Origin of the sequence: Streptomyces sp. NPDC051136, from assembly GCF_044455745.1 — a bacterium.
GTDB lineage: Bacteria > Actinomycetota > Actinomycetes > Streptomycetales > Streptomycetaceae > Streptomyces.
In genome coordinates this window covers 36,506-55,005 of the sequence record NZ_JBITFE010000001.1, presented here as the reverse complement: position 1 = coordinate 55,005, position 18,500 = coordinate 36,506, and the positions used below count along the sequence as shown (strand labels likewise).

Annotated in this window: 12 protein-coding genes; 5 read left to right on the top strand and 7 right to left on the bottom strand. The window is 73.0% G+C overall.

Annotated features, from left to right (window positions below; translation table 11 throughout):
- Positions 1–187: 187 nt before the first annotated feature.
- Complete coding sequence (locus ACIBCJ_RS00220; RefSeq protein WP_365981422.1) at positions 188–847, bottom strand: hypothetical protein; 660 nt, start codon at positions 845–847, stop codon at positions 188–190.
- Positions 848–1,080: 233 nt separating this feature from the next.
- Here ACIBCJ_RS00220 and ACIBCJ_RS00215 point away from each other — a divergent pair, with 233 nt between their 5' ends.
- Both ACIBCJ_RS00215 and ACIBCJ_RS00210 read left to right on the top strand, forming a co-directional pair.
- Positions 1,081–1,734, top strand: a complete 654-nt coding sequence (locus tag ACIBCJ_RS00215; RefSeq protein ID WP_365981455.1) for a helix-turn-helix transcriptional regulator — start codon at positions 1,081–1,083, stop codon at positions 1,732–1,734.
- A gap of 166 nt (positions 1,735–1,900) precedes the next feature.
- Positions 1,901–2,137, top strand: coding sequence for a hypothetical protein (locus ACIBCJ_RS00210; protein ID WP_362091043.1), 237 nt, complete (start codon positions 1,901–1,903; stop codon positions 2,135–2,137).
- Between the two features lie 23 nt (positions 2,138–2,160).
- Here ACIBCJ_RS00210 and ACIBCJ_RS00205 read toward each other — a convergent pair whose 3' ends face one another.
- On the bottom strand, positions 2,161–2,841 hold the full coding sequence (locus ACIBCJ_RS00205; protein WP_362511650.1) for a 4'-phosphopantetheinyl transferase superfamily protein: 681 nt from the start codon (positions 2,839–2,841) through the stop codon (positions 2,161–2,163).
- On the bottom strand, positions 2,838–3,725 hold the full coding sequence (locus ACIBCJ_RS00200) for a metallophosphoesterase (protein WP_362091038.1): 888 nt from the start codon (positions 3,723–3,725) through the stop codon (positions 2,838–2,840). Before ACIBCJ_RS00200 ends, ACIBCJ_RS00205 begins: the two co-directional genes overlap by 4 nt.
- A gap of 284 nt (positions 3,726–4,009) precedes the next feature.
- On the opposite strand from ACIBCJ_RS00200, the gene ACIBCJ_RS00195 reads away from it, so the two are divergent.
- Entirely contained in the window at positions 4,010–5,170 is a 1,161-nt protein-coding gene (locus tag ACIBCJ_RS00195; RefSeq protein WP_365981421.1) for an ATP-grasp domain-containing protein, read from the top strand.
- On the opposite strand, the gene ACIBCJ_RS00190 is transcribed toward ACIBCJ_RS00195, so the two are convergent.
- Both ACIBCJ_RS00190 and ACIBCJ_RS00185 read right to left on the bottom strand, forming a co-directional pair.
- Positions 5,163–6,500: a 6-phospho-beta-glucosidase gene (locus ACIBCJ_RS00190; RefSeq protein ID WP_362511659.1), complete on the bottom strand. Its 1,338-nt coding sequence runs from the start codon at positions 6,498–6,500 to the stop codon at positions 5,163–5,165. The genes ACIBCJ_RS00195 and ACIBCJ_RS00190 overlap by 8 nt on opposite strands.
- A gap of 154 nt (positions 6,501–6,654) precedes the next feature.
- Complete coding sequence (locus ACIBCJ_RS00185; protein WP_362091030.1) at positions 6,655–7,065, bottom strand: nuclear transport factor 2 family protein; 411 nt, start codon at positions 7,063–7,065, stop codon at positions 6,655–6,657.
- 942 nt (positions 7,066–8,007) lie between these two features.
- Here ACIBCJ_RS00185 and ACIBCJ_RS00180 point away from each other — a divergent pair.
- On the top strand, positions 8,008–10,194 hold the full coding sequence (locus ACIBCJ_RS00180) for a BTAD domain-containing putative transcriptional regulator (RefSeq protein WP_365981420.1): 2,187 nt from the start codon (positions 8,008–8,010) through the stop codon (positions 10,192–10,194).
- 61 nt (positions 10,195–10,255) lie between these two features.
- Here the strand turns inward: ACIBCJ_RS00180 and ACIBCJ_RS00175 are convergent, their stop codons facing one another.
- Positions 10,256–11,038, bottom strand: a complete 783-nt coding sequence (locus tag ACIBCJ_RS00175; protein ID WP_362511665.1) for a siderophore-interacting protein — start codon at positions 11,036–11,038, stop codon at positions 10,256–10,258.
- 181 nt (positions 11,039–11,219) lie between these two features.
- On the opposite strand from ACIBCJ_RS00175, the gene ACIBCJ_RS00170 reads away from it, so the two are divergent.
- Positions 11,220–11,948, top strand: coding sequence for a TetR/AcrR family transcriptional regulator (locus ACIBCJ_RS00170; RefSeq protein WP_362091021.1), 729 nt, complete (start codon positions 11,220–11,222; stop codon positions 11,946–11,948).
- 39 nt (positions 11,949–11,987) lie between these two features.
- Here ACIBCJ_RS00170 and ACIBCJ_RS00165 read toward each other — a convergent pair whose 3' ends face one another.
- Positions 11,988–18,500 carry a thioester reductase domain-containing protein gene (locus ACIBCJ_RS00165; RefSeq protein ID WP_365981419.1) on the bottom strand — a complete coding sequence of 2,171 codons (6,513 nt, stop codon included), beginning with the start codon at positions 18,498–18,500 and terminating at the stop codon, positions 11,988–11,990.

Below are 18,500 nucleotides of genomic sequence, written 5' to 3'. Positions count from 1 at the left end.
CCACGGGGGGGGGAGCGCGCCCGGAGCCCGCGAGTCGAGCGGTTCGGTGTCCAGGTGTCTGCTCCCGGCCCGCTGTCCCCGCCGTGACGAACGGCAGACGCCGGCAGGGGAACCGCGCGGGATCGCCGGCCTCGCCGGAGATCGCGAGGACGGCCGGTGACCGGTCGGTGGGCGTGCGACGCGCCGTTCACTCGGCGGTGGGGACCACCCTCAGGTGGGCGGTGGCCCGGCCGGCCCGCGGTGACCGGTGCGCGGTGCGGCGCGGTTCGCGCAGGACCAGCGTCACCCGGGTGCACTCCAGCTCCTGGAGGGTCCCGGAGGACTCCATGACGACGCGGCATTCGGTGGTGCCCCGGCGCGGGTCGGGGTGGTGCAGCGGCCGTACGGCACCGTCGTGTTCGACGGCCCGCGCGCCCACGGCACGCACCCAGTGCGGCAGGCCCTGGCGGTAGGCGGCCTCCATGATCGGGTCCTGGGCGATGTCGCGCCGCACGGCCTGCAGACCGGGGTCGTGGCCGTACCGCTCCAGGGTCGCGGCGAAGTGCGCCAGCATGGGCAGGCACCAGCTCGACTCGTGCTCGCCGAGGACGGTGGAGGCGTCCGGGTGGAAGAGGACGAACCGGAGGAAGTTGTCGTCGGGCATGGCCGTCGGGTGCGGTCCGGCCCCCTGGAAGAGTGTCCGGAAGGCGCCGTTGGCCAGCACCACGTCCCAGCGGTGGTCGACGACGAAGGAAGGGAAGGGGACGGCCTCCAGGAGCGCGGCGTAGTCCTGGAGATAGGCCTGGGCCTCGGGGGTCGTGGGGGTGGGCCGCGGCACCGACCGCTGCCCTCCTGCCTGAAATGCCATCGGGAGGTCACCCCTCTTGCCTATGCGGCCTTCTCGCGGCGTCCCGCATCCTGGTGCCCTGACCTGCTGCGTGTCAACTATCGTGGCATTTCCTGCCTGTTGACGGCTGAAATAGGCCACAGTTGTGGCGATACCTGGATGTGGGTTCGAGCGGCAGGCTAATCTCCGGGAAGTTCACGGCAACTGCTTGTGAGAAGCCTGTGAGGCTCGTGAGAGACGTAGGAGAGCTGTCGGTGACGGGTGGCTTCGAAGGTCCGGGTGCCCTGCCGACCACCACGTTGGCCGCCGTGGTCGCCCGGGTCGGCACGCTCGCGGACCGGCTCGGCGTGGCGCACGGCGAGGTCTTCGACGTGGGCCGGCTGAGCGCCGCCTCCGGGGTACCCGAGCCCGTCGTCGGGGCGCTGCTCGGCGGCCGGCCGGCCGGCGAACCCGATGTCCAGACCAGGTTCGTGCAGCGGCTGGACCTGCTGCGCCGCACCCGGCTGAAACCGAACGGCCGCAGGTACACCCAGCAGGAGATAGCCGACGGCGCCGGGATGTCGCGGCAGCAGGCCGGTGCGCTCATCAACGGCGACCGGCGCCCCACCATGGAGCACTGCGACGCCATCCAGCGCTTCTTCCGGGTGCACGCCGGATTCCTCACCGCCGAGGATCCCGAGGCGCTTTCGGGCGCCCTCCAGCGCACCGAGCAGGAACTGCTGCAGCAGCTGGCCGACCGGGAGCGGGAGGCGGCGGCCGCCGAGTCCGACCCGCTGGAGCGGCTGCTGCAGGACCACGGCGTGCGCGGCATCGCCTGGCGGGCCGCGCAACTGCCCACCGACCAGCACCGCGACAAGGTCGCCGAGTGGCTGGACATGCTCCTGGAGAGCGTGCAGCGGCCCGAGTAGTGAGCCTGTGGCGCGCCGGGCCGCGCCGATGGGCCCGATCGGTGCGCGGGGGCCGGGGCGCGGGCGCGGCCGGAGGGGATTGTCAGTGGCGGGCGGCAAGCTGGGAGGGTGCCGCCGCCGTGCGGGGGCGCGTGACCGCCGACGTCGTTGTGGGGAGAGCCGACCGATGACCACCGCCGTGCTGACCGATCACGAACGCATGGCCGTCCAGGCCTACTTGCGGCTCCTGCACACCGTGCGGGCCGGTTTCGACACCGGGGCGGGCCCCGGCGGTCCTCCCCGGCCCCCCGTCGTCCCGCCCTCCGTGCTGGCCGAGGCGGAGCAGGCCCTGGAGGCGGCGGGCCTGACGGGGAACGAGGAGGCGTTCTTCCGGCTGCTGCGCGACTGGTGTCCGCCTGCCTGAACGGGAGGGGGCTTGGTGGGCCGTCAGGTGTGCGGGACCGTGATCGCCGTGGTGACCAGACCGTTGCGGGCGGACCACTGGCCGGCGAAGTGGGTCAGGCGCCGGCCGCCCACGGTCGGTCCCGCCACCAGGAGGGCGGCGCGCAGGGTGCCCCGGCGGGCGTCGGCCGGGTCGACGGAGATCTCGATGTCCGCCTCCGAGAAGTCCAGCCACTTCCCGGTGAGGGGGAACCACGCCTTGTAGACCGACTCCTTGGCGCTGAACAGCAGCCGGTCCCAGTGCAGGCCGGGCCGCGCCTCGTCCAGCCCGCGCAGGCGCGCCGTCTCGGCGGGCAGGGCGATGCTCTCCAGGACACCGTCGGGGAGCGGCCCGTCGGGTTCGGCGTCGATGCCGAGCGAGGCCAGGTCGGTCAGCCGGACCAGGGCGGCGGCGCAGTAGGCGTCGCAGTGGGTCATGCTGCCGGTGAGACCGTCCGGCCAGCGCGGGGCGCCGCGTTCGCCGGTGAGCACGGCCTGCGGGGGCACGCCGAGCTTCTCCATGGCCCGGCGGGCGCAGGACCGTACGACGGTGAACTCCCGGCGCCGCTTGGCGACCGCGCGCGCGACGATCGCCTCCTCCTCCGGGTACAGCGGCAGGTGCCCGGCGTCGTCGTGGCCGAACGCCTCCACGGACACGACGGTGTCGGGCAGCAGTTCCTCGATCAACGGGTCGCCTCCTGGCGCGACGGGGACGGGGACGCCGACGTGAACGGCAGGATACGGCGCAGCCGTCCCGGCGGCCCGGGCCGCTTGCGCCACTCGCGGGGGTAGCCCACCGACACCTCCTCGAAGCGGACCCCCTCGTGCCAGGTGGTGCGGGGAATGTGCAGATGTCCGTAGACCATGGTGTCGACCCGGAACCTGCGGTGCCAGTCGGCCGTCAGGGAGGTGCCGCACCACATGGCGAACTCGGGGTACCACAGGACGTCGGTGGGGTGCCGGTCCAGCGGATAGTGGTTGACGGGGATCACCGGCAGGTCCGCGGGTGTCCCGGCGAGCCTGCGCTCGGTCTCGGCGACCCGGGCCCGGCACCAGGCCTCCCGGCTGGGATACGGGTCGGGGTGCAGCAGGTACTCGTCGCTGCACACCACGCCGGTGCCCTGGGCGTACTCCAGCCCCTCGGCCTTGGTCGCGCACCCCTGGGGCAGGAACGAGTAGTCGTAGAGCAGGAAGAGCGGCGCGACGACGGCCGGGCCGCCCGCGCCCTCCCACACCGGGTACGGGTCCTCGGGAGTGGTCACGCCCAGCTCGCGGCACATCTCGACGAGGTGCTCGTAGCGGGCGACGCCGCGCAGGGTGACCGGGTCCTTGGGGTGCGTCCACAGTTCGTGGTTGCCCGGGACCCAGACGACCCGGCGGAAGCGCTTCGCCAGCGTGGCGAGTGCCCAGCGGATGTCGGCGACCGTCTCGGCCACGTCCCCGGCCACCAGGAGCCAGTCGTCACCGGACTCGGGGCGCATCTCCTCGACCAGGGCCCGGTTCTCCTCGTAGCCGATGTGCAGATCGCTGATGGCCCACAGCTGCCCCGGAACACCGCGCCTCGACGTCATCCCTTCCCCCTCCCAGACATGCGTTCGACGCCACGAGATCACATCACCACGCCGGTCACAAGGCGGCCCGGTGCCACCGCCCGGGCGGGTCCCGAGGACCGGCGCGCGGCCGGCCGGCGCATCCGTGTGACGCGCGTTGTGCTCGGGGCCGGGCGTACCCCTATGATCGCCCCAACACCACCGCCACGCCCCCTTCTTCGCGCAGAGCGGCTCGGTGACCCTCCCCACCCCTGGCCGGGCACGGCCCGCTTCGCCCTGCCCGCGAACCCTGGAAGGCGGCTCGCATGGCTTCTCCCGTACGCGTCTGGCTCAACCGCACGTACGCGGAGAACGTCTTCTTCATGGATCAGCTGCGCAGAAATCCCGCCGACCGGGCCGTCGAGATCCATGCCACCCACGGCGACCCGGACTCCCCCGTGCTGGCCGCCGCGGACACCGCCGACCTGGAGCCGGAGGGCCTGTCCCCGGCCGGGTACGTCGAGTACGCGCTGGACCAGTGCGCGCGGCGCGGCATCGACGTGTTCGTGCCCCGGCTGCACCAGTCGGCCGTCGTGGCGCACCGCGCCGAGTTCGAGGCGGCCGGGACGGCGCTGCTCGCGCCGTCGGCGCGGGCCGTGGCCCTGTTCGAGGACAAGGTGGTCGCCTACGAGGCGGTCCGGACGGTCGGCGTTCCGGTGCCGCCGTACTGGCGGGTGCGTACGGCCGACGAGCTCGTCCTCGCGGTGGAGGAGCTGGAGGCGGGCGGCCACCGGGCGTGCTTCAAACCGGCGTCCGGCGCCGGTGGTGTGGGCTTCCGGATGGTCACCCGGGACTCCTTCTCACTTGCGCACCTGACCGGCTTCCCGAGCCCGTCCGTGCCGCTTCCCCTGGTCGTGGAGGCGCTGCGGGCGGCCGAGGAGCCCGTGGACTGGCTGGTGATGCCGCGCCTGGAGCAGCCGGAGGTCTCGGTGGACTGCCTCACGGGCCCCGACGACCGGGTCCGGCTGGCGGTGGGGCGCACCAAGAACGGCCGCCGTCGCGGCTTCACCCTGCACGAGCGGTGGCTTGCCCCGGCGCGACGGATCGCCGAGGAGTTCGGACTGCACCACCTGTCCAACGTGCAGTTCCGGATGTACGGCGACCGGCCCGTCCTGATGGACGTCAACACCCGCCCGGCCGGCGGGCTGCACCAGCTGGCACTGTGCGGCGTCAACGTGCCGTGGGCGGCGCTCCGGCTGGCCCTCGGCGACGACCCGGGCGAGCTGGAGCCGCCGTTCCTGGGCCAGGACTACGCGGTGGTGTCCGGGCCTCGCCCCCTGCGCCCCGTGTCCCTGCCGCACCAGCGCGCCGACCTGTCCGCGCCGCCCGTCGTGCCGGCCCCGGCGGCCGCACCGGCACCCGCCCCGGCAGCGCCACCGGCCCCTGCACCGGCACCGGCGTCGTCGGCGCCGGCGGGACTCAGCTGAGGTACGCCAGACCCGGGTGCACCGCCCGGTAGCCGTCGACGAGGCGCTCGGCCACCCCGACCGAGTCGACCAGGGGGTGCAGGGCGAAGGCCCGCACCGCGGCCGCGCGGGAGCCGGTCCCGGCCGCCGTCAGGATCTCGCGCTCCACGGTCTTGACCGCGCAGACCAGGCCGGTGGCGTGGTCCGGCAGCGGGTCGACGGCCATCGGGTGGGCGCCGTTGGCGTCGACCAGGCAGGGGACCTCGATCACCGCGTCGCGGTCGAGGACGGACAGCGTGCCGCGGTTGCGGACGTTGAGGACGAGGGTGGCGCGTTCGTCACGGGCGACGGCGCGCATCAGTGCCAGCGCCACCTTCTCGTAGCCGCCGGACAGGTCCTCGGCCTCGCGCTCGCCCGCGCCCGCCGTCTCGCGGTTCTCGGCCATGTAGGTGGCCTCGCGTTCGGCGCGGGTGCGGTCCCAGGTCGCCAGGGCCGGAGTGCCGGGTCGGCGCATCGCGTCGTAGAAGCGGTCCTGCTGGTCGCGCAGGAACGCGCCGCGGGTGCGGTCGGCCTCCCGGTAGGCGCGGACGGTCTCCCGGTTGAAGTAGTAGTAGTGCAGGTACTCGTTGGGGATCGCGCCGAGGGAGCGCAGCCACTCGGGGCCGAAGAGCCGGCCCTCCTCGAAGGAGCCGAGCAGCTCCGGGTCGGCGAGCAGCCGGGGCAGCTCGTCGCGTCCGTCGACGCGCAGGCCGCGCAGCCAGCCGAGGTGGTTGAGGCCGACGTAGTCGACGAAGGCGCGGTCCGGGTCGGCGCCCAGCACCCGGGCCACCCGCCGACCGAGGCCCACCGGTGAGTCGCAGATGCCGATGACCCGGTCGCCGAGGTGCCGGGACATGGCCTCGGTGACCAGTCCCGCCGGGTTGGTGAAGTTGATGACCCAGGCGTCCGGCGCCAGCCGGGCCACCCGGCGGGCGATGTCGACGGCGACCGGGACGGTCCGCAGTCCGTACGCGATGCCGCCCGCACCGACCGTCTCCTGGCCGAGGACGCCCTCGGCGAGCGCCACCCGTTCGTCGTCGGCGCGTCCCTGGAGGCCGCCGACGCGGATCGCGGAGAACACGAAGTCGGCGCCGCGCAGCGCCTCGTCGAGGTCGGTCGTGGCGGTGACCGTCGGCGCGTCGGGCACCCCGGCCGCCTGCTCCGCGAGCACCCGGGTCACCGCGGTCAGCCGGGCCGGGTCCAGGTCGTGCAGGACGACGTCGGTCACGCGCCCCTCGGCGCGGTCCCCGAGGAGCGCCCCGTACACGAGCGGCACCCGGAACCCGCCGCCGCCCAGCATCGTCAGCCTCACGTCCCGCACCCTTCCGCCGCCCGCGGCCGCACTTGCGTACGGCGCCGATCATGGCACGGCCGGGTGCCCCCGCGCGCACACCTAGCCCTCCCCGGTCACCGGGGCCGGGCGGGCGGGGTCACCGGGTGGTGGCCCCGCCCCGAGCGGGGCCCGTTCAGTCGCTGCCGAACAGGGTCCGGACGAAGTACTGGGTGTCGAAGAACTCGCGCATGGCCTTGATCCGCCCGTCCCGGACGGTGAACACCGAGACGATGTTCGCCTCGTAGGGCAGGCCGGAACGGGACGCGGCTCGCGCCACGCAGTCGAGCACGACCGTGTCGCCCTCGGCCACGACCTGCGAGATCTCGATGGTGTACGGCACCTCGGTGGAGAACAGCTCCATCAGCGGCAGCATGAACTTGTTGAGTATCTCGTCCATGCCGACCCAGCTCCCGGCCAGCGCGTGCGTGCCGGGGACACGGAACTCCGCGTCCTCCCAGAGGGTGGCCTGAATGGCCTCGGCGTCCCGCTCGTCGATGGCTTTGAGATAGGCGAGGACGACGCTCTTGGCATCCGTGGACGTCATGACTGCTCCCGTTGTTAAGGGGTTGACGACGAAGTGCGGGCTCCGGCGGCACGACGGGACCGCGGCGCTCCGTACGCACCGGGCCGGGCCCTGGACCGCCGCGTCCCACCCGCTCCCCGGGCGACGCGTACACACGGGAGCCCTGGGCCGGACGCGGCCTGACCCTGCGGAGGCTATCCCGGCCCGATCATTCGGTATTCAGCCAGAACTCATCGACTGCCCGTCTTGAACGGGCAGTTGCCACGAAGAGTGCGACCGGAGAGAGGACGATGAGAACGGGCACCGCAGGCGGCACCGGCCCGTCGCCGCGGTCCGCGTGTCCGGAGCGCGGAGATCCGCCGGTTCCGACGGCCGGCGGCCCACCGCGGACGGCTCGTCGAGGTGCATCAGCCACGCCTCACGGAAATGACGTAGTACTCCTTCTCCACCTCGACGAGGAAGCGGGCGAGCCCTGTACGGAGCGTGCGTAACGGCCCTACCAGCATTGTCAGTAACACTTGTTTTAGGGCATCACGGTGGTTAGGGTTGCCCTACCAGCTCGCCCGGACCGACCACTCCGGGGGGCCGGCAACGTCACACACGGGGTCCGCTCGCGCCTTCGGGCGTCAGCGGGTGACACACACAGGGGGACACCGCGATGGATCAGGCCTGCTCACGGATCTTCTCAGGGCCATTCGGCTGCCCGCGGTCCGCTCCGCGCTTCCACGGCGCCGGGAGCCTACGGGGAACATCCTGCGGAAACGGTAATTCCGCCCTCTAGCCCCCACCGGCTCCGCCCGTTCGCGAGGGCGGCCCTCTCCGCGCCCGGCACCAGCCCGGCTCTGACATCCCGAACGCGCTTCTTCGGCCTGCCGTGGCGCCCGGGAGAAGATCGACACGCTCAATTGAATTCTCCACCGACACCAACCTGCTGATCCTGATTCAGTCAATTGAGGAGCAGTCATGTGGTTTCGAATTCTCGGACCATTGGAAGTCCTCGACGGCAATCGGCCCCTCGCCCTGGGCGGGACGAAACAGCGCGCCACACTCGGCTACCTGCTCCTGAACGCCAACCGTGTGGTCTCGACCCGGGAACTCCTCAGCGCCCTGTGGCCGGAGGGAACACCGCCCACCACGGCACGCAAGATCCTTCAGAACGCGGTGTGGGGCCTTCGCGGTTCCCTCTCGGCGCGCGGCACCGACAGCCGCAGCGGGCTGCTGCTCACCAAGGCTCCCGGCTACGTCATGCAGGTGGAACGCGACCAGGTCGACCTGCACCTCTTCCACCGCCGGATACGGGAGGGGCGGACCGCCCTGGAGTCCGGCTCCCCGGCCCAGGCCGCGGCCGTCCTGCACGACGCGCTGTCGCTGTGGCAGGGACCGGCCATGTCCGACCTCGTCGAGAGCGGGATCAACTGGCCGGAGATCGAGGCGGCGGAGAGCGCCCGCCTGGACGCGATGGAGGACTGGTTCGAGGCCGAACTGCGCTGCGGAAGGCACCAGTCCGCGCTCGGCGCACTGGAGTCGATGGTCGACGCACAGCCCCTTCGCGAGCGGCTGTGCGGGCAGTTGATGCTGGCCCTGTACCGGTGCGGCCGGCAGGCGGACGCGCTGAACGTCTACACCCGCGTGCGCGCGTCCCTGATCGAGGACCTCGGCCTGGAGCCGCGGCGCGAGCTGAAGTCGCTCCAGCAGGCGATCCTGACCCAGGACGCCGCACTGTCACCGCCCGAGGTCCCGTCACCGGTGCTGAAGCTGGTACGGACGGGTGCGGGGCCCACGGAGGCACCGACGCCCGTACGGTCCGCGCGGCAGCCCTGGGCGACCGCGCCCCCGGAGCCCGCGTGGGTCCGCGAGCCCTCGGTCCAGGAGCCGGTGGAGCACGGCAAGGGCCTCTCCCCCGACCTGCACGCGCTCACGACCCGGGTACGGGCACCGGCCCAGCGCACCGCCTCGGCCAGCCAACGCCGCCCGGTGAGTGTCCTGTTGATCAGGACCGGGCTGCGGTCGCCCGCGGGGAGCAGGCGTGCGACGGGCACCGACGAACTGCACGACCGCCTGACGGGCCGCATCCGGGACCTGGTGGACGACCTGGGGGGATCGGTGATCAGCTCGATAGGCGCCACCCAGCTCGCCGTGTTCGGCCCCGGGCACGACGGCGACCGCCATGCGGAACGGGCCGTGCGCGCGGCCCTGGCCGTCCGCAACGAGTTCCACACCGCTCCCACGGTCACGCCCTTCGACCGCTCCGCCCGGCGCGCCGGGGAGGCGGCGGTGTACGCCGCGGTGTCCACGGGCGAGGCACTGCTGCGCTACGAGAGCGCGGGCGGCGTCCGGTCGGCGGACGGTGCGCTGCTCGACGAGTGCCAGGCCCTGCTGTCCCAGGCCTCGGCGGGGGAGGTGCTGGTCTGCGGGAACACCCGGCAGCTGACCGCGTCGGAACACTGCTTCGTCTCCGTCGGCGACTCACCGCAGGCGTGGAAGGTGAACCAGGCGCACGCCGGCACCGAGCGACCGCTGCCGTCGGCGGGTGTGATGGACAGCGAGATCGAACTCGGCGTCCTGCGCGGGATGCTGGAGCGCGTCCGGCGCCGCGAGACACCACACGTCGTCACGATCGTCGGAGAACCCGGCACGGGAAAGAGCAGGCTGCTCAAGGAGTTCGAGCGCCGCACGATGGGGCAGCCGGTCGCCACGTGGTTCCTGGTGCCCTCCGGCCCGCAGCGGGTCCCGCGGCCGGCCGGTGCGGCTCAGCCGTTCCAGCTGCGCAAGAGCCCGCTCTTCGATCCGTACGGGAACGAGACGCTGGAGTTCGATCTGACGCGGTCACTGGCGTCCGGCGAGAACCTCCTGGAAAGGGTCGCGCGGGAATGCCCGCTGGTCATGTTCCTCGACGACCTGCACGACGCGGACAACACCGTGCTGGACTTCGTCGGCAGGATGAGCAGTGAGATGACCCAGGTGCCGTTGTTCATCGTGGCCGCGGCGCGGCCCCAGCTCTTCGACCGGTGCCCGGGCTGGGGCGGCGGGACGCCCCAGTTCACCACCCTGTCCGTCGATCCGCCGGTGGCGCCCTGGCGGACGCCGGCCGATCCCGCGGCCGCACCGGCGAACCGGCCCCTCCCCGGTCTCGCCGACTGCACCCCCTGACCGCCGCTCCCCCACGCGTCGAGGAGGGGCCGGGCACCGTCCACGGACCCTGTCCTCCGGCTCAGTGGTGCAACCCCTTCTTCCCGGGTGTCCAGAACGGCTTGACCTTGATCTGCGTGCGGGGCCACTTGCGCACATGGACGAGGTGGTCCCGGACCGCCTGGCACGTACGCGCCTCGCCCGCCACGTACGCCATGCCGGCCTCTTGCGGGAGGTCCAGGTCCGACACCGCGCCGAGCAGTGCCTTCGAGGAGACGGCGGACGCGCCCTTGCGGTGCGCGCGCCTCAGCACGTGCGGTCCGGGCACGGGCACCTCGTCCTCGGGGGACTCGCTCTCCAGCACCCCGTACACCCGCGCCTCGGGTCCGAGGGCCCTGATCATGGGACCGAACGCGGCGGACGCGGTCTCCTCGCCGACGAACACATGGTACGGAGCATCCGTCCGGAGGTCGAAGTCACCCAACGGGCCCCAGAACGACACCTCTTGACCGGCCGCCACGTCGCGGACCCAGCGCAGTCCGATACCCTCGCCGTCGTAGAGATGCGCCCGGATCTCCACCTCTCGCCCGTCGGCCGACCGGTCCCAGACCGAGTAGGTGCGCAGGGTCTCGCCCGGACGCAGGATCCCGTACAGCGACAGGGGGTCGTTGATCTGGATCCGGAGGTGCCGACCCGGTGGAACGGCCGTCCCCTTCAGGCCGTCGGCGGCGATCCTGATGCTCTTCATCGTCGGGGTCACCAGTCCCGTCTCGGTGATCACCCCCTCCGTCCGCTGCTTGGCGAAGATGTGTTCGAGGGGATTGAGTGACGGGCGCCGCGCGGGCTTCACCGTTCCGTCCGACATGAGGACTCCTTCTCCCCGGCGCGTCGATCAGCCGCTCAGTCTCTTGCACCCGGCCTTTGCGCACCGCGACGGTGGACTATGCGTCGATTACTCATTAATGTTTGTCGCCGTGACTTAGGTTACTGCCACTAACCAATCATAGCTTGCCTATCATGTCAACGACCGGAAGTGAGGACAGAAGATGCCGCAGCAGACGTCAAGCCGCGTGCAGAAGCGGCGGCAAGCCACCCTGCTGGAGATCCGCAGCACGGCCCGCCAACTCCTGCACGAGCACGGACCGACGGGTGTCACGGTCAATGCCGTCGCCCGCGAGATGGGCATGAGCGGCCCCGCCGTGTACCGCTACTACCCCAGCCATGACGCGCTGGTCGAAGCAGTGATCGCGGACTTCTACCAGGAGTTGACGACGACGATGCACGCGGCGCGGGACGCCTGCCCGCCCGAGCAGCCCGGCAGACGGCTCACCGCCACCTGCCGCTCGATGCGGGACTGGGCGATCCGGCATCCCGGCGAGTTCAGCTGGATGTTCGCCAGTCCGGTCGTCGCTGTGCCGGACACCGACGCCGAGTCGCCGCGGCTGCGCGCCGGGCGGCAGTTCGAGAAGGTCTTCCTCGACCAGTTCGTCGACATATGGAAGCGCCACCCCACCCCGGTACGGCCGTTCAAGGACCTGGACCCCTCCTTGCAGCGGCAGGTCCTCGCGTACGCGGCCCGGGTCGACAGTCCGCTCCCGCCCGAGGCGCTGCACCAGTTCCTGACCGGCTGGATCCGGCTCTACGGCCTGTTGTGCATGGAGGTCCTCCATCAACTGGACTTCGCCTACTCGGACCTGGAGCCGGTCTTCGAGGAGAACCTGCGGGAGCTGTGTGCCATGCACCATCTGGAGTACGACCCACCGCGGGCGTCGTAGCGGCGGCCCGGCCGGCGCCGTCCGGACCGCCGCCGGGGCTCAACTCCGCCCGGGTGCCGGGAAATGGCCCACACGCACGAAGAAGTCGACGTACTTGCGGAAGAGTTCCTCGGTGAGCGGCGGGCACTCGACGCCGGTGCCGACCAGGGCCGCTTCGGTGGAGGCCGTGTCGATGCCCGCCGCGGTGTCGCCGCCGGCCAGGGCGATCGCCTCGAACGCGTCGAAGAGCGGCAGCATGGCGTTGTCGCGGTCCGCCCGCACCCGCGCGCGCCAGGCGGCCTGGTCCACCTCGTCGATCGGGTAGCCGTACTCCCGCAGGTACTCCACGCACCCGCGGAAGGTCACCCCGCTCTGGTTGAAGAGGTGGAAGGTCTGGCCGGCCGCCTCCTTCTTGCGGGAAAGGGCCACGACGGCCGCGCTCACGTAGTCGACCGGCACGAAGTGCACGCTCCCACCGAGGCCTTCGGGGGCCGCGCCCGCCTGGACCAGGCCCTTGAGACTGAGCCACACGAAGTCGCTGGTCTGGCAGGCGCCCCGGACCCGGTCGCCCGAGATGACGTCCGCCCGGTGGACGGTGACGGGCAGCCCTCGTTCCACGGCGAGGCCCGCGATCCGCTCCGCCACCCACTTGCTCTGCACGTAACCGGTGGGCTGCGACTCGACGGGCGCGGTGGGGTCCTGGGGGGAGCGGGGTGCGCCGCCGGGTTCGCCGCCCGCGAAGACGCCGGTCGTGGACACGTAGTGGACGGGCACCGAGCGGTGGCGTGCGGCCAGTCGCAGCACCTCGACGGTGCCGGACACGTTGGCCGCCTTCAACTCGGCGTAGGGATAGAGCCAGTTGACGGTGGCACCGGCGTGGTAGACGGCGTCCACGCGCCTGGCCAGGGTGTCGAAGACCTCCTCGCCCAGGCCCAGGCGCGGCGCTGCGAGGTCGCCCACGACCACGCACAGGCGCGCGGGGTCGATCTCGTCCCACACCTGGAACCACTCCAGGCTCGTCCTCAGCCGCTCCCGCGCCGCCTGCTCGTCGGCGCCGCGGACGAGGCAGTGCACCCTGCCGTGGCCCGCGCGCATCAGGTCGCGGAGCAGGAAGGCGCCGAGAAAGCCGGTGGCGCCCGTCAGCAGCACCTCCTGCGGGTCCGTGACCTCGTATGACACCTCCGACGCGGGGACGATGTCGGCGGGCAGCTCGATCTCGGCCGCGAAGTCGACCTCGTCGTGCGCGGCGACGACCTGCTCCCCCAGCCGCTCCAGCAGGACGTTGCGCAGGAAGGCCGCGAGTTCCTCCGGTGTCGGCCGGTCGAAGACCACCGTGGCCGGGAGCCGGCAGCCGGTGGTGGCGATCAGCTGGTTACGCAGCTCCACCGAGGTGAGGGAGTCGAAGCCCAGCTCCGTGAACCGCTGCTTCGGCCGGATGCCGTCGACGCCCGTGTGCCCGAGCACGGTGGCGGTCTCGGCCAGGACCACGTCGAGCACCCGGCGCAGTTGTTCCTTCTCTTCGAGCACCGTCAGCCGCCCGAGGGGGTCGTCGAAGCCGTTGTCGACGTTCTGGGCCGCGCGGCGCACCGGTGTGCGCAGCAGTCCCCGCAGCACGGCGGGTACCTGTGTCGGCCGTTCGCGCAGGGTCGCCGCGTCGAGCGGCATGCCCACCAGGGCCGGTGTGCCCAGCCGCAGTGCGATGTCGAGCATGGCCTGGCCCTGCTCCTGCCCGATGGGCCGGAAACCGCCTCGGGCGATGCGGTTGAGGTCCGCCTCGTCCAAGTGGCCGGTCATGCCGCTGTCCTGGGTCCACACGCCCCAGGCCACGGAGGTCGCGGCGAGTCCCGCGGCGGCGCGGTGTTCGGCCAGGGCGTCGAGGAAGACGTTGGCCGCCGCGTAGTTGGACTGTCCGGCGCCGCCGATCACGCCGGCGACGGAGGAGAAGAGGACGAACGCCGTCAGGTCGAGGTGGCGGGTGAGGTCGTGCAGGTGCCACGCGGCGTCGACCTTGGGACGCATCACGGTGTCGAGCCGCTCGGGCGTCTGGTCCGGGAGCAGCCCGTCGTCCAGGACACCGGCCGTGTGCAGGACCCCGGTCAGCGGCCGGTCCGCGGGCACGGCGGCCAGCAGCTCGGCCAGCGCCCGCCGGTCGGCGATGTCGCACGCGGCGATGTCCACCTCGGCGCCCAGCGCGGTCAGTTCCCGGCGCAGCTCCCGCGCCCCGGGCGCGTCCGGTCCGCGCCGGCTCACCAGCAGCAGCCGCGCCACCCCGTGCTCGGCGACGAGCCGACGGGCGAACAGGGCACCCAGGGAGCCGGTACCGCCGGTGATCAGGACCGTTCCGTCGGGCCGCCACCGGTTGCGGTCGGTGCCCGGGTCGGGCGCCGTTCCCGGGTCGGGCGCGGTGGCCGGCGGAGCGACCCGGCGCAGCCCCGGGACGAGGATCCGGCCCTCTCTGATCGCGGTCTGCGGCTCCCGCGACGCGAAGGCGGCCGGCAGCGCGGCCGCGGAACGCGGGTCGTCGTCGAGGTCCACCAGCGCGATCCGGCCCGGTGCCTCCGACTGCGCCGAGCGCAGCAGCCCCCACAGCGCGGCGGCCCCCGGGTCCGTAGTCCCCTCCCCCAGCGGGCTCATCGCGCCCCGGGTCGCCACGACGAGCCGGGCGGCGAGCCCCTCCTGCGCCAGCCATTCCTGAAGCAGCGCCAGCATTTGGTGCGCCGCCGCCCGCACCGCGCCGGGGACGTGCGCCCCGGACCCCGGCTGCGGTGATCCGGTGAGGTCGAGCAGCAGGGCGTCCACCGGCTCTGCGGCGCTCACGACGGCGCGTACGTCGTCGAAGGGGCGGGCGCCGGGCACGGTGAGGCCCCGGCTGTCGCCGAGGACGCCCCAGCGCGCGGTGCCCGTGTCGTCCGGGCTGCCGCCCAGCGGGTTCCAGACCGTCTCGAACAGCGCGTCGTAGCCGTGCTTGAGCGCCGTGCCGAGCGTCCGCGTGGTCACCGCGCGCGGCGTGACCCGCTCGGCGCCGAGCACCGGGTGCCCCGCACGGTCCGCCACCAGCAGGGTGTAGCCGTCCGCGACCCGGTCGATCCGGACGCGCAGGGCGGCGGCCCCGGTGGCGTGCAGACGCACCCCCCGCCAGTCGGCGATCGGCGAGTGGGCGCCGCCGGACCCGTCGGCGAGCTCGACGACCCGGGCGGCCATCTCCAGCAGCGCCGGGTGCAGTCCGAAGTACGGGCAGCCGGCTTGCAGGCGCTCGGGCAGGCACACCTCCGCGAACAGGCTCTCGCCCAGGCGCCAGGCCGAGGTGGGGCCCGCGGGTGCCGTGCTGTCCGCCGGTCCGGCCGGGGCCGGGCCGGTGGAGCCGGCACCCAGGGTGATCTCCTCGGCGCCGGGCGGCGGCCATTCCGGGATGCCCGTCCCGTCGGCCGTGGGGAGGTCCCTCAGGAGGCCCGACGCGTGGACCGTCCAGAGCGTGTCCGGGGCGTCGGTGCGCGCCGAGACGGTGACGGTGCGGCGGCCGGCGTCGTCACGGGCGCCGACCCGTACCTGTATCTGGAGCCCGCCCGTCCCGGGCAGCACCAGCGGGGTGGCGAGGGTGAGTTCCTCCAGCAGGGTGCAGCCCGTCTCGTCGCCCGCCCGGACGGCGAGTTCGACGAAGACCGAGGACGGCACGACATCGAAGCCGGGGGTGCCGTGACCGGCGATCCAGGGGTGGGTGAGCCGGGAGATCCGCCCGGTGAGCAGGACCTCGTCGCCGTCCGCCACCGGCACCGCCGCACCGAGGAGCGCGTGCCCGGCGCCGGTGAGCCCGAGGGTCGCCGCGTCCCCCGTCACCGCCTGCTCGTCGAGCCAGTACCGCTTGCGCTGGAAGGCGTAGGTCGGCAGGTCCACCCGGCGGGAGCCCGGGCCGCCGAGGGCGCCGGCCCAGTCGACGTCCACGCCCTGCACCCAGACCTCGGCCAGCGAGGTCAGGAACCGGCGGAGGCCGCCCTCGTCCCGGCGCAGGGTGCCCGCCACGACCACCGGGACCTGCGGCCGGGTGACGCCCTCCAGCGTCTCCTGGATACTGGTGGACAGCACGGGATGCGCGCTGACCTCGATGAACGTCCCGAAGCCCGCTGCGGCCAGCGACTCGACGGCGGGCTGGAAGCGCACCGTCCGGCGCAGGTTCCGGTACCAGTACCCGGCGTCCATCGTGGAGGTGTCCAGCCACTCCCCGGTCGTCGTCGAGAAGAGCGGCACGTCGCAGGCCCTCGGCCGCAGACCGGCGAGGACGCTCGACAGTTCGTCCTCGATCCGCTCCACGTGCCGGGTGTGCGAGGCGTAGTCCACCGCGATCCGCCGGGCCCGTACGCCCTCGGCCTCGCACTCGGCGAGGAACTCGTCCAGCGCGTCCGGGTCGCCCGCCACCACGACGGAGGCGGGGCCGTTCAGGGCGGCGAGCTCCAGTCGGCCCGGGTAGCGCGCCAGCCGGGCCTCGACGTCCGCCGCAGCCCGGGCCACGGACACCATCCCACCCCCGCCGGCCAGACCGGCCGCGATCGCCTGCGACCGCAGCGCCGCCACGCGGGCCCCGTCCGTGAGGGACAGCGCGCCGGCCACGCACGCGGCCGCGATCTCGCCCTGGGAGTGGCCGACCACCGCGGCCGGTTCCACGCCGTGGGAGCGCCACAGCTCGGCCAGCGACACCATGACCGCCCAGGACACCGGTTGCACCACGTCGACGCGGTCCAGCCTCGGCGCGCCCGGGGTCCGGCGGAGCACGTCCTCCAGGTCCCAGTCCACGAACCCGGCGAGCTCCCGGCCGCACGCGCCCATGCGTTCGGCGAACACCGCCGACGAGTCCAGCAGTTCCACCGCCATGCCCGCCCACTGCGTGCCCTGTCCGGGCAGCACGAACACCGCACGGCCCGCGGCGGCCGAGGCGGTGCCCTTCACGACTCCCGGTGCGGACTCGCCGCGGGACAGCGCCCCGAGGCCGGCCACCAGGTCCTCGCGGGAGCCGCCGGTGACGACCGCGCGCTCCTCGAAGGCCGCGCGGGTCGACACCAGGGACCAGGCCACGTCCCGGGGGTGCGGCCCTGCGTCGTCCGCCACGGCCGTCAGCAGCCGCGCCGCCTGGCCCCGCAGGCCGTCCGCCGAACGCCCCGACACCACCCACGGCACCGCCGGCGGTACGGTCGCGGGGTCCGGCTCCGCCTGTGCGGCGGTCTCCTCGGGAACCTGCTCCAGCACCAGGTGCGCGTTCGTCCCGCTCACGCCGAAGGACGAGACGGCGGCCCGGCGCGGCGCCCCCGTCTCCGGCCAGGGCCTGGCCTCGGTGAGCAGTTCCACCGCGCCCGAGTCCCAGTCGACCTCCGGGGTGGGCGCGTCCACGTGCAGCGTCTTCGGCAGCACTCCGCGCCGCATCGCCTCGACCATCTTGATCACACCGCCGACTCCGGCGGCGGCGACGCTGTGTCCGATGTTCGACTTCAGCGAACCCAGGTACAGCGGACGCCCGTCCCGGCGCTGCTGCCCGTACGTCGCCAGCAGCGCCTGCGCCTCGATCGGGTCGCCCAGCCGCGTCCCCGTCCCGTGCGCCTCCACCGCGTCCACATCCGCGTACGACAACCCCGCACTGCCCAACGCCTCCCGGATCACCCGCTCCTGCGAAGGACCGTTCGGAGCCGTCAGACCGTTCGACGCACCGTCCTGGTTCACCGCCGACCCCCGCACCACCGCCAGCACCCGGTGCCCCAGACGCCGCGCGTCCGACAACCGCTCCAGCAGCACCAGACCCGCACCCTCCGACCAGGCGGTGCCGTCGGCGGCGGCCGCGAACGACTTGCACCGCCCGTCGGCGGCGAGTCCGCGCTGCCGGGCGAAGTCGATGAGGCCGCCGGGGTCGCAGCTCACCGTCACCCCTCCGGCGACGGCCAGGGTGGACTCGCCGGACCGCAGCGACCGGATCGCCGAGTGCATCGCGACGAGGGACGAGGAACACGCCGTGTCGAGCGACACCGCGGGCCCCTCGAAGCCGTACGTGTAGGAGATCCGGCCCGAGGCCACGCTGCTGAGCTTGCTGGTCATGAGGTAGCCCTCGAACTCCTCGGGGGCGTTGAGCCCGAGGTAGCTCTCCTCGACGATGCCCACGAAGACACCGGTCCGGCTGCCCTTGAGGGTGGTGACGTCCAGTCGCGCGTGCTCGAACAGCTCCCAGGAGACCTCCAGCAGCAGCCGCTGCTGCGGGTCCATCGCCACGGCCTCTCGCGGGGAGATGCCGAAGAACCCCGGGTCGAACAGGGGGGCGGTGTGCACGAAGCCGGCCTCGACCGAGTAGCTCTTCTCCTTGATCCTCTCGATGTCCCAGCCGCGGTCGTGGGGCAGTTCCGTGACCGCGTCGGTCTCCTGGGCGACCAGGTTCCACAGGTCGGCAGGCGAGGCGACGTCACCGGGGTAGCGGCAGGCCATGCCCACGATGGCGACGGGCTCCTCGTCGGCCGCCTCCCGCTCGGCCAGCCGCCTGCGGGTCTCCTGGAGGTCGGACGTCACCCGCTTGAGATAGTCGACAAGTTTGTCTTCGTTGGACAT

Excerpts from the sequence above, each read along its gene's own strand:
- ACIBCJ_RS00210 (WP_362091043.1), top strand. The coding sequence starts at position 1,901 with ATGACCACCGCCGTGCTGACCGATCACGAACGCATGGCCGTCCAGGCC.
- ACIBCJ_RS00165 (WP_365981419.1), bottom strand. The coding sequence starts at position 18,500 with ATGTCCAACGAAGACAAACTTGTCGACTATCTCAAGCGGGTGACGTCC.
- ACIBCJ_RS00195 (WP_365981421.1), top strand. The coding sequence starts at position 4,010 with ATGGCTTCTCCCGTACGCGTCTGGCTCAACCGCACGTACGCGGAGAAC.
- ACIBCJ_RS00200 (WP_362091038.1), bottom strand. The coding sequence starts at position 3,725 with ATGACGTCGAGGCGCGGTGTTCCGGGGCAGCTGTGGGCCATCAGCGAT.
- ACIBCJ_RS00220 (WP_365981422.1), bottom strand. The coding sequence starts at position 847 with ATGGCATTTCAGGCAGGAGGGCAGCGGTCGGTGCCGCGGCCCACCCCC.
- ACIBCJ_RS00175 (WP_362511665.1), bottom strand. The coding sequence starts at position 11,038 with ATGTCGGACGGAACGGTGAAGCCCGCGCGGCGCCCGTCACTCAATCCC.
- ACIBCJ_RS00180 (WP_365981420.1), top strand. The coding sequence starts at position 8,008 with ATGTGGTTTCGAATTCTCGGACCATTGGAAGTCCTCGACGGCAATCGG.
- ACIBCJ_RS00185 (WP_362091030.1), bottom strand. The coding sequence starts at position 7,065 with ATGACGTCCACGGATGCCAAGAGCGTCGTCCTCGCCTATCTCAAAGCC.
- ACIBCJ_RS00170 (WP_362091021.1), top strand. The coding sequence starts at position 11,220 with ATGCCGCAGCAGACGTCAAGCCGCGTGCAGAAGCGGCGGCAAGCCACC.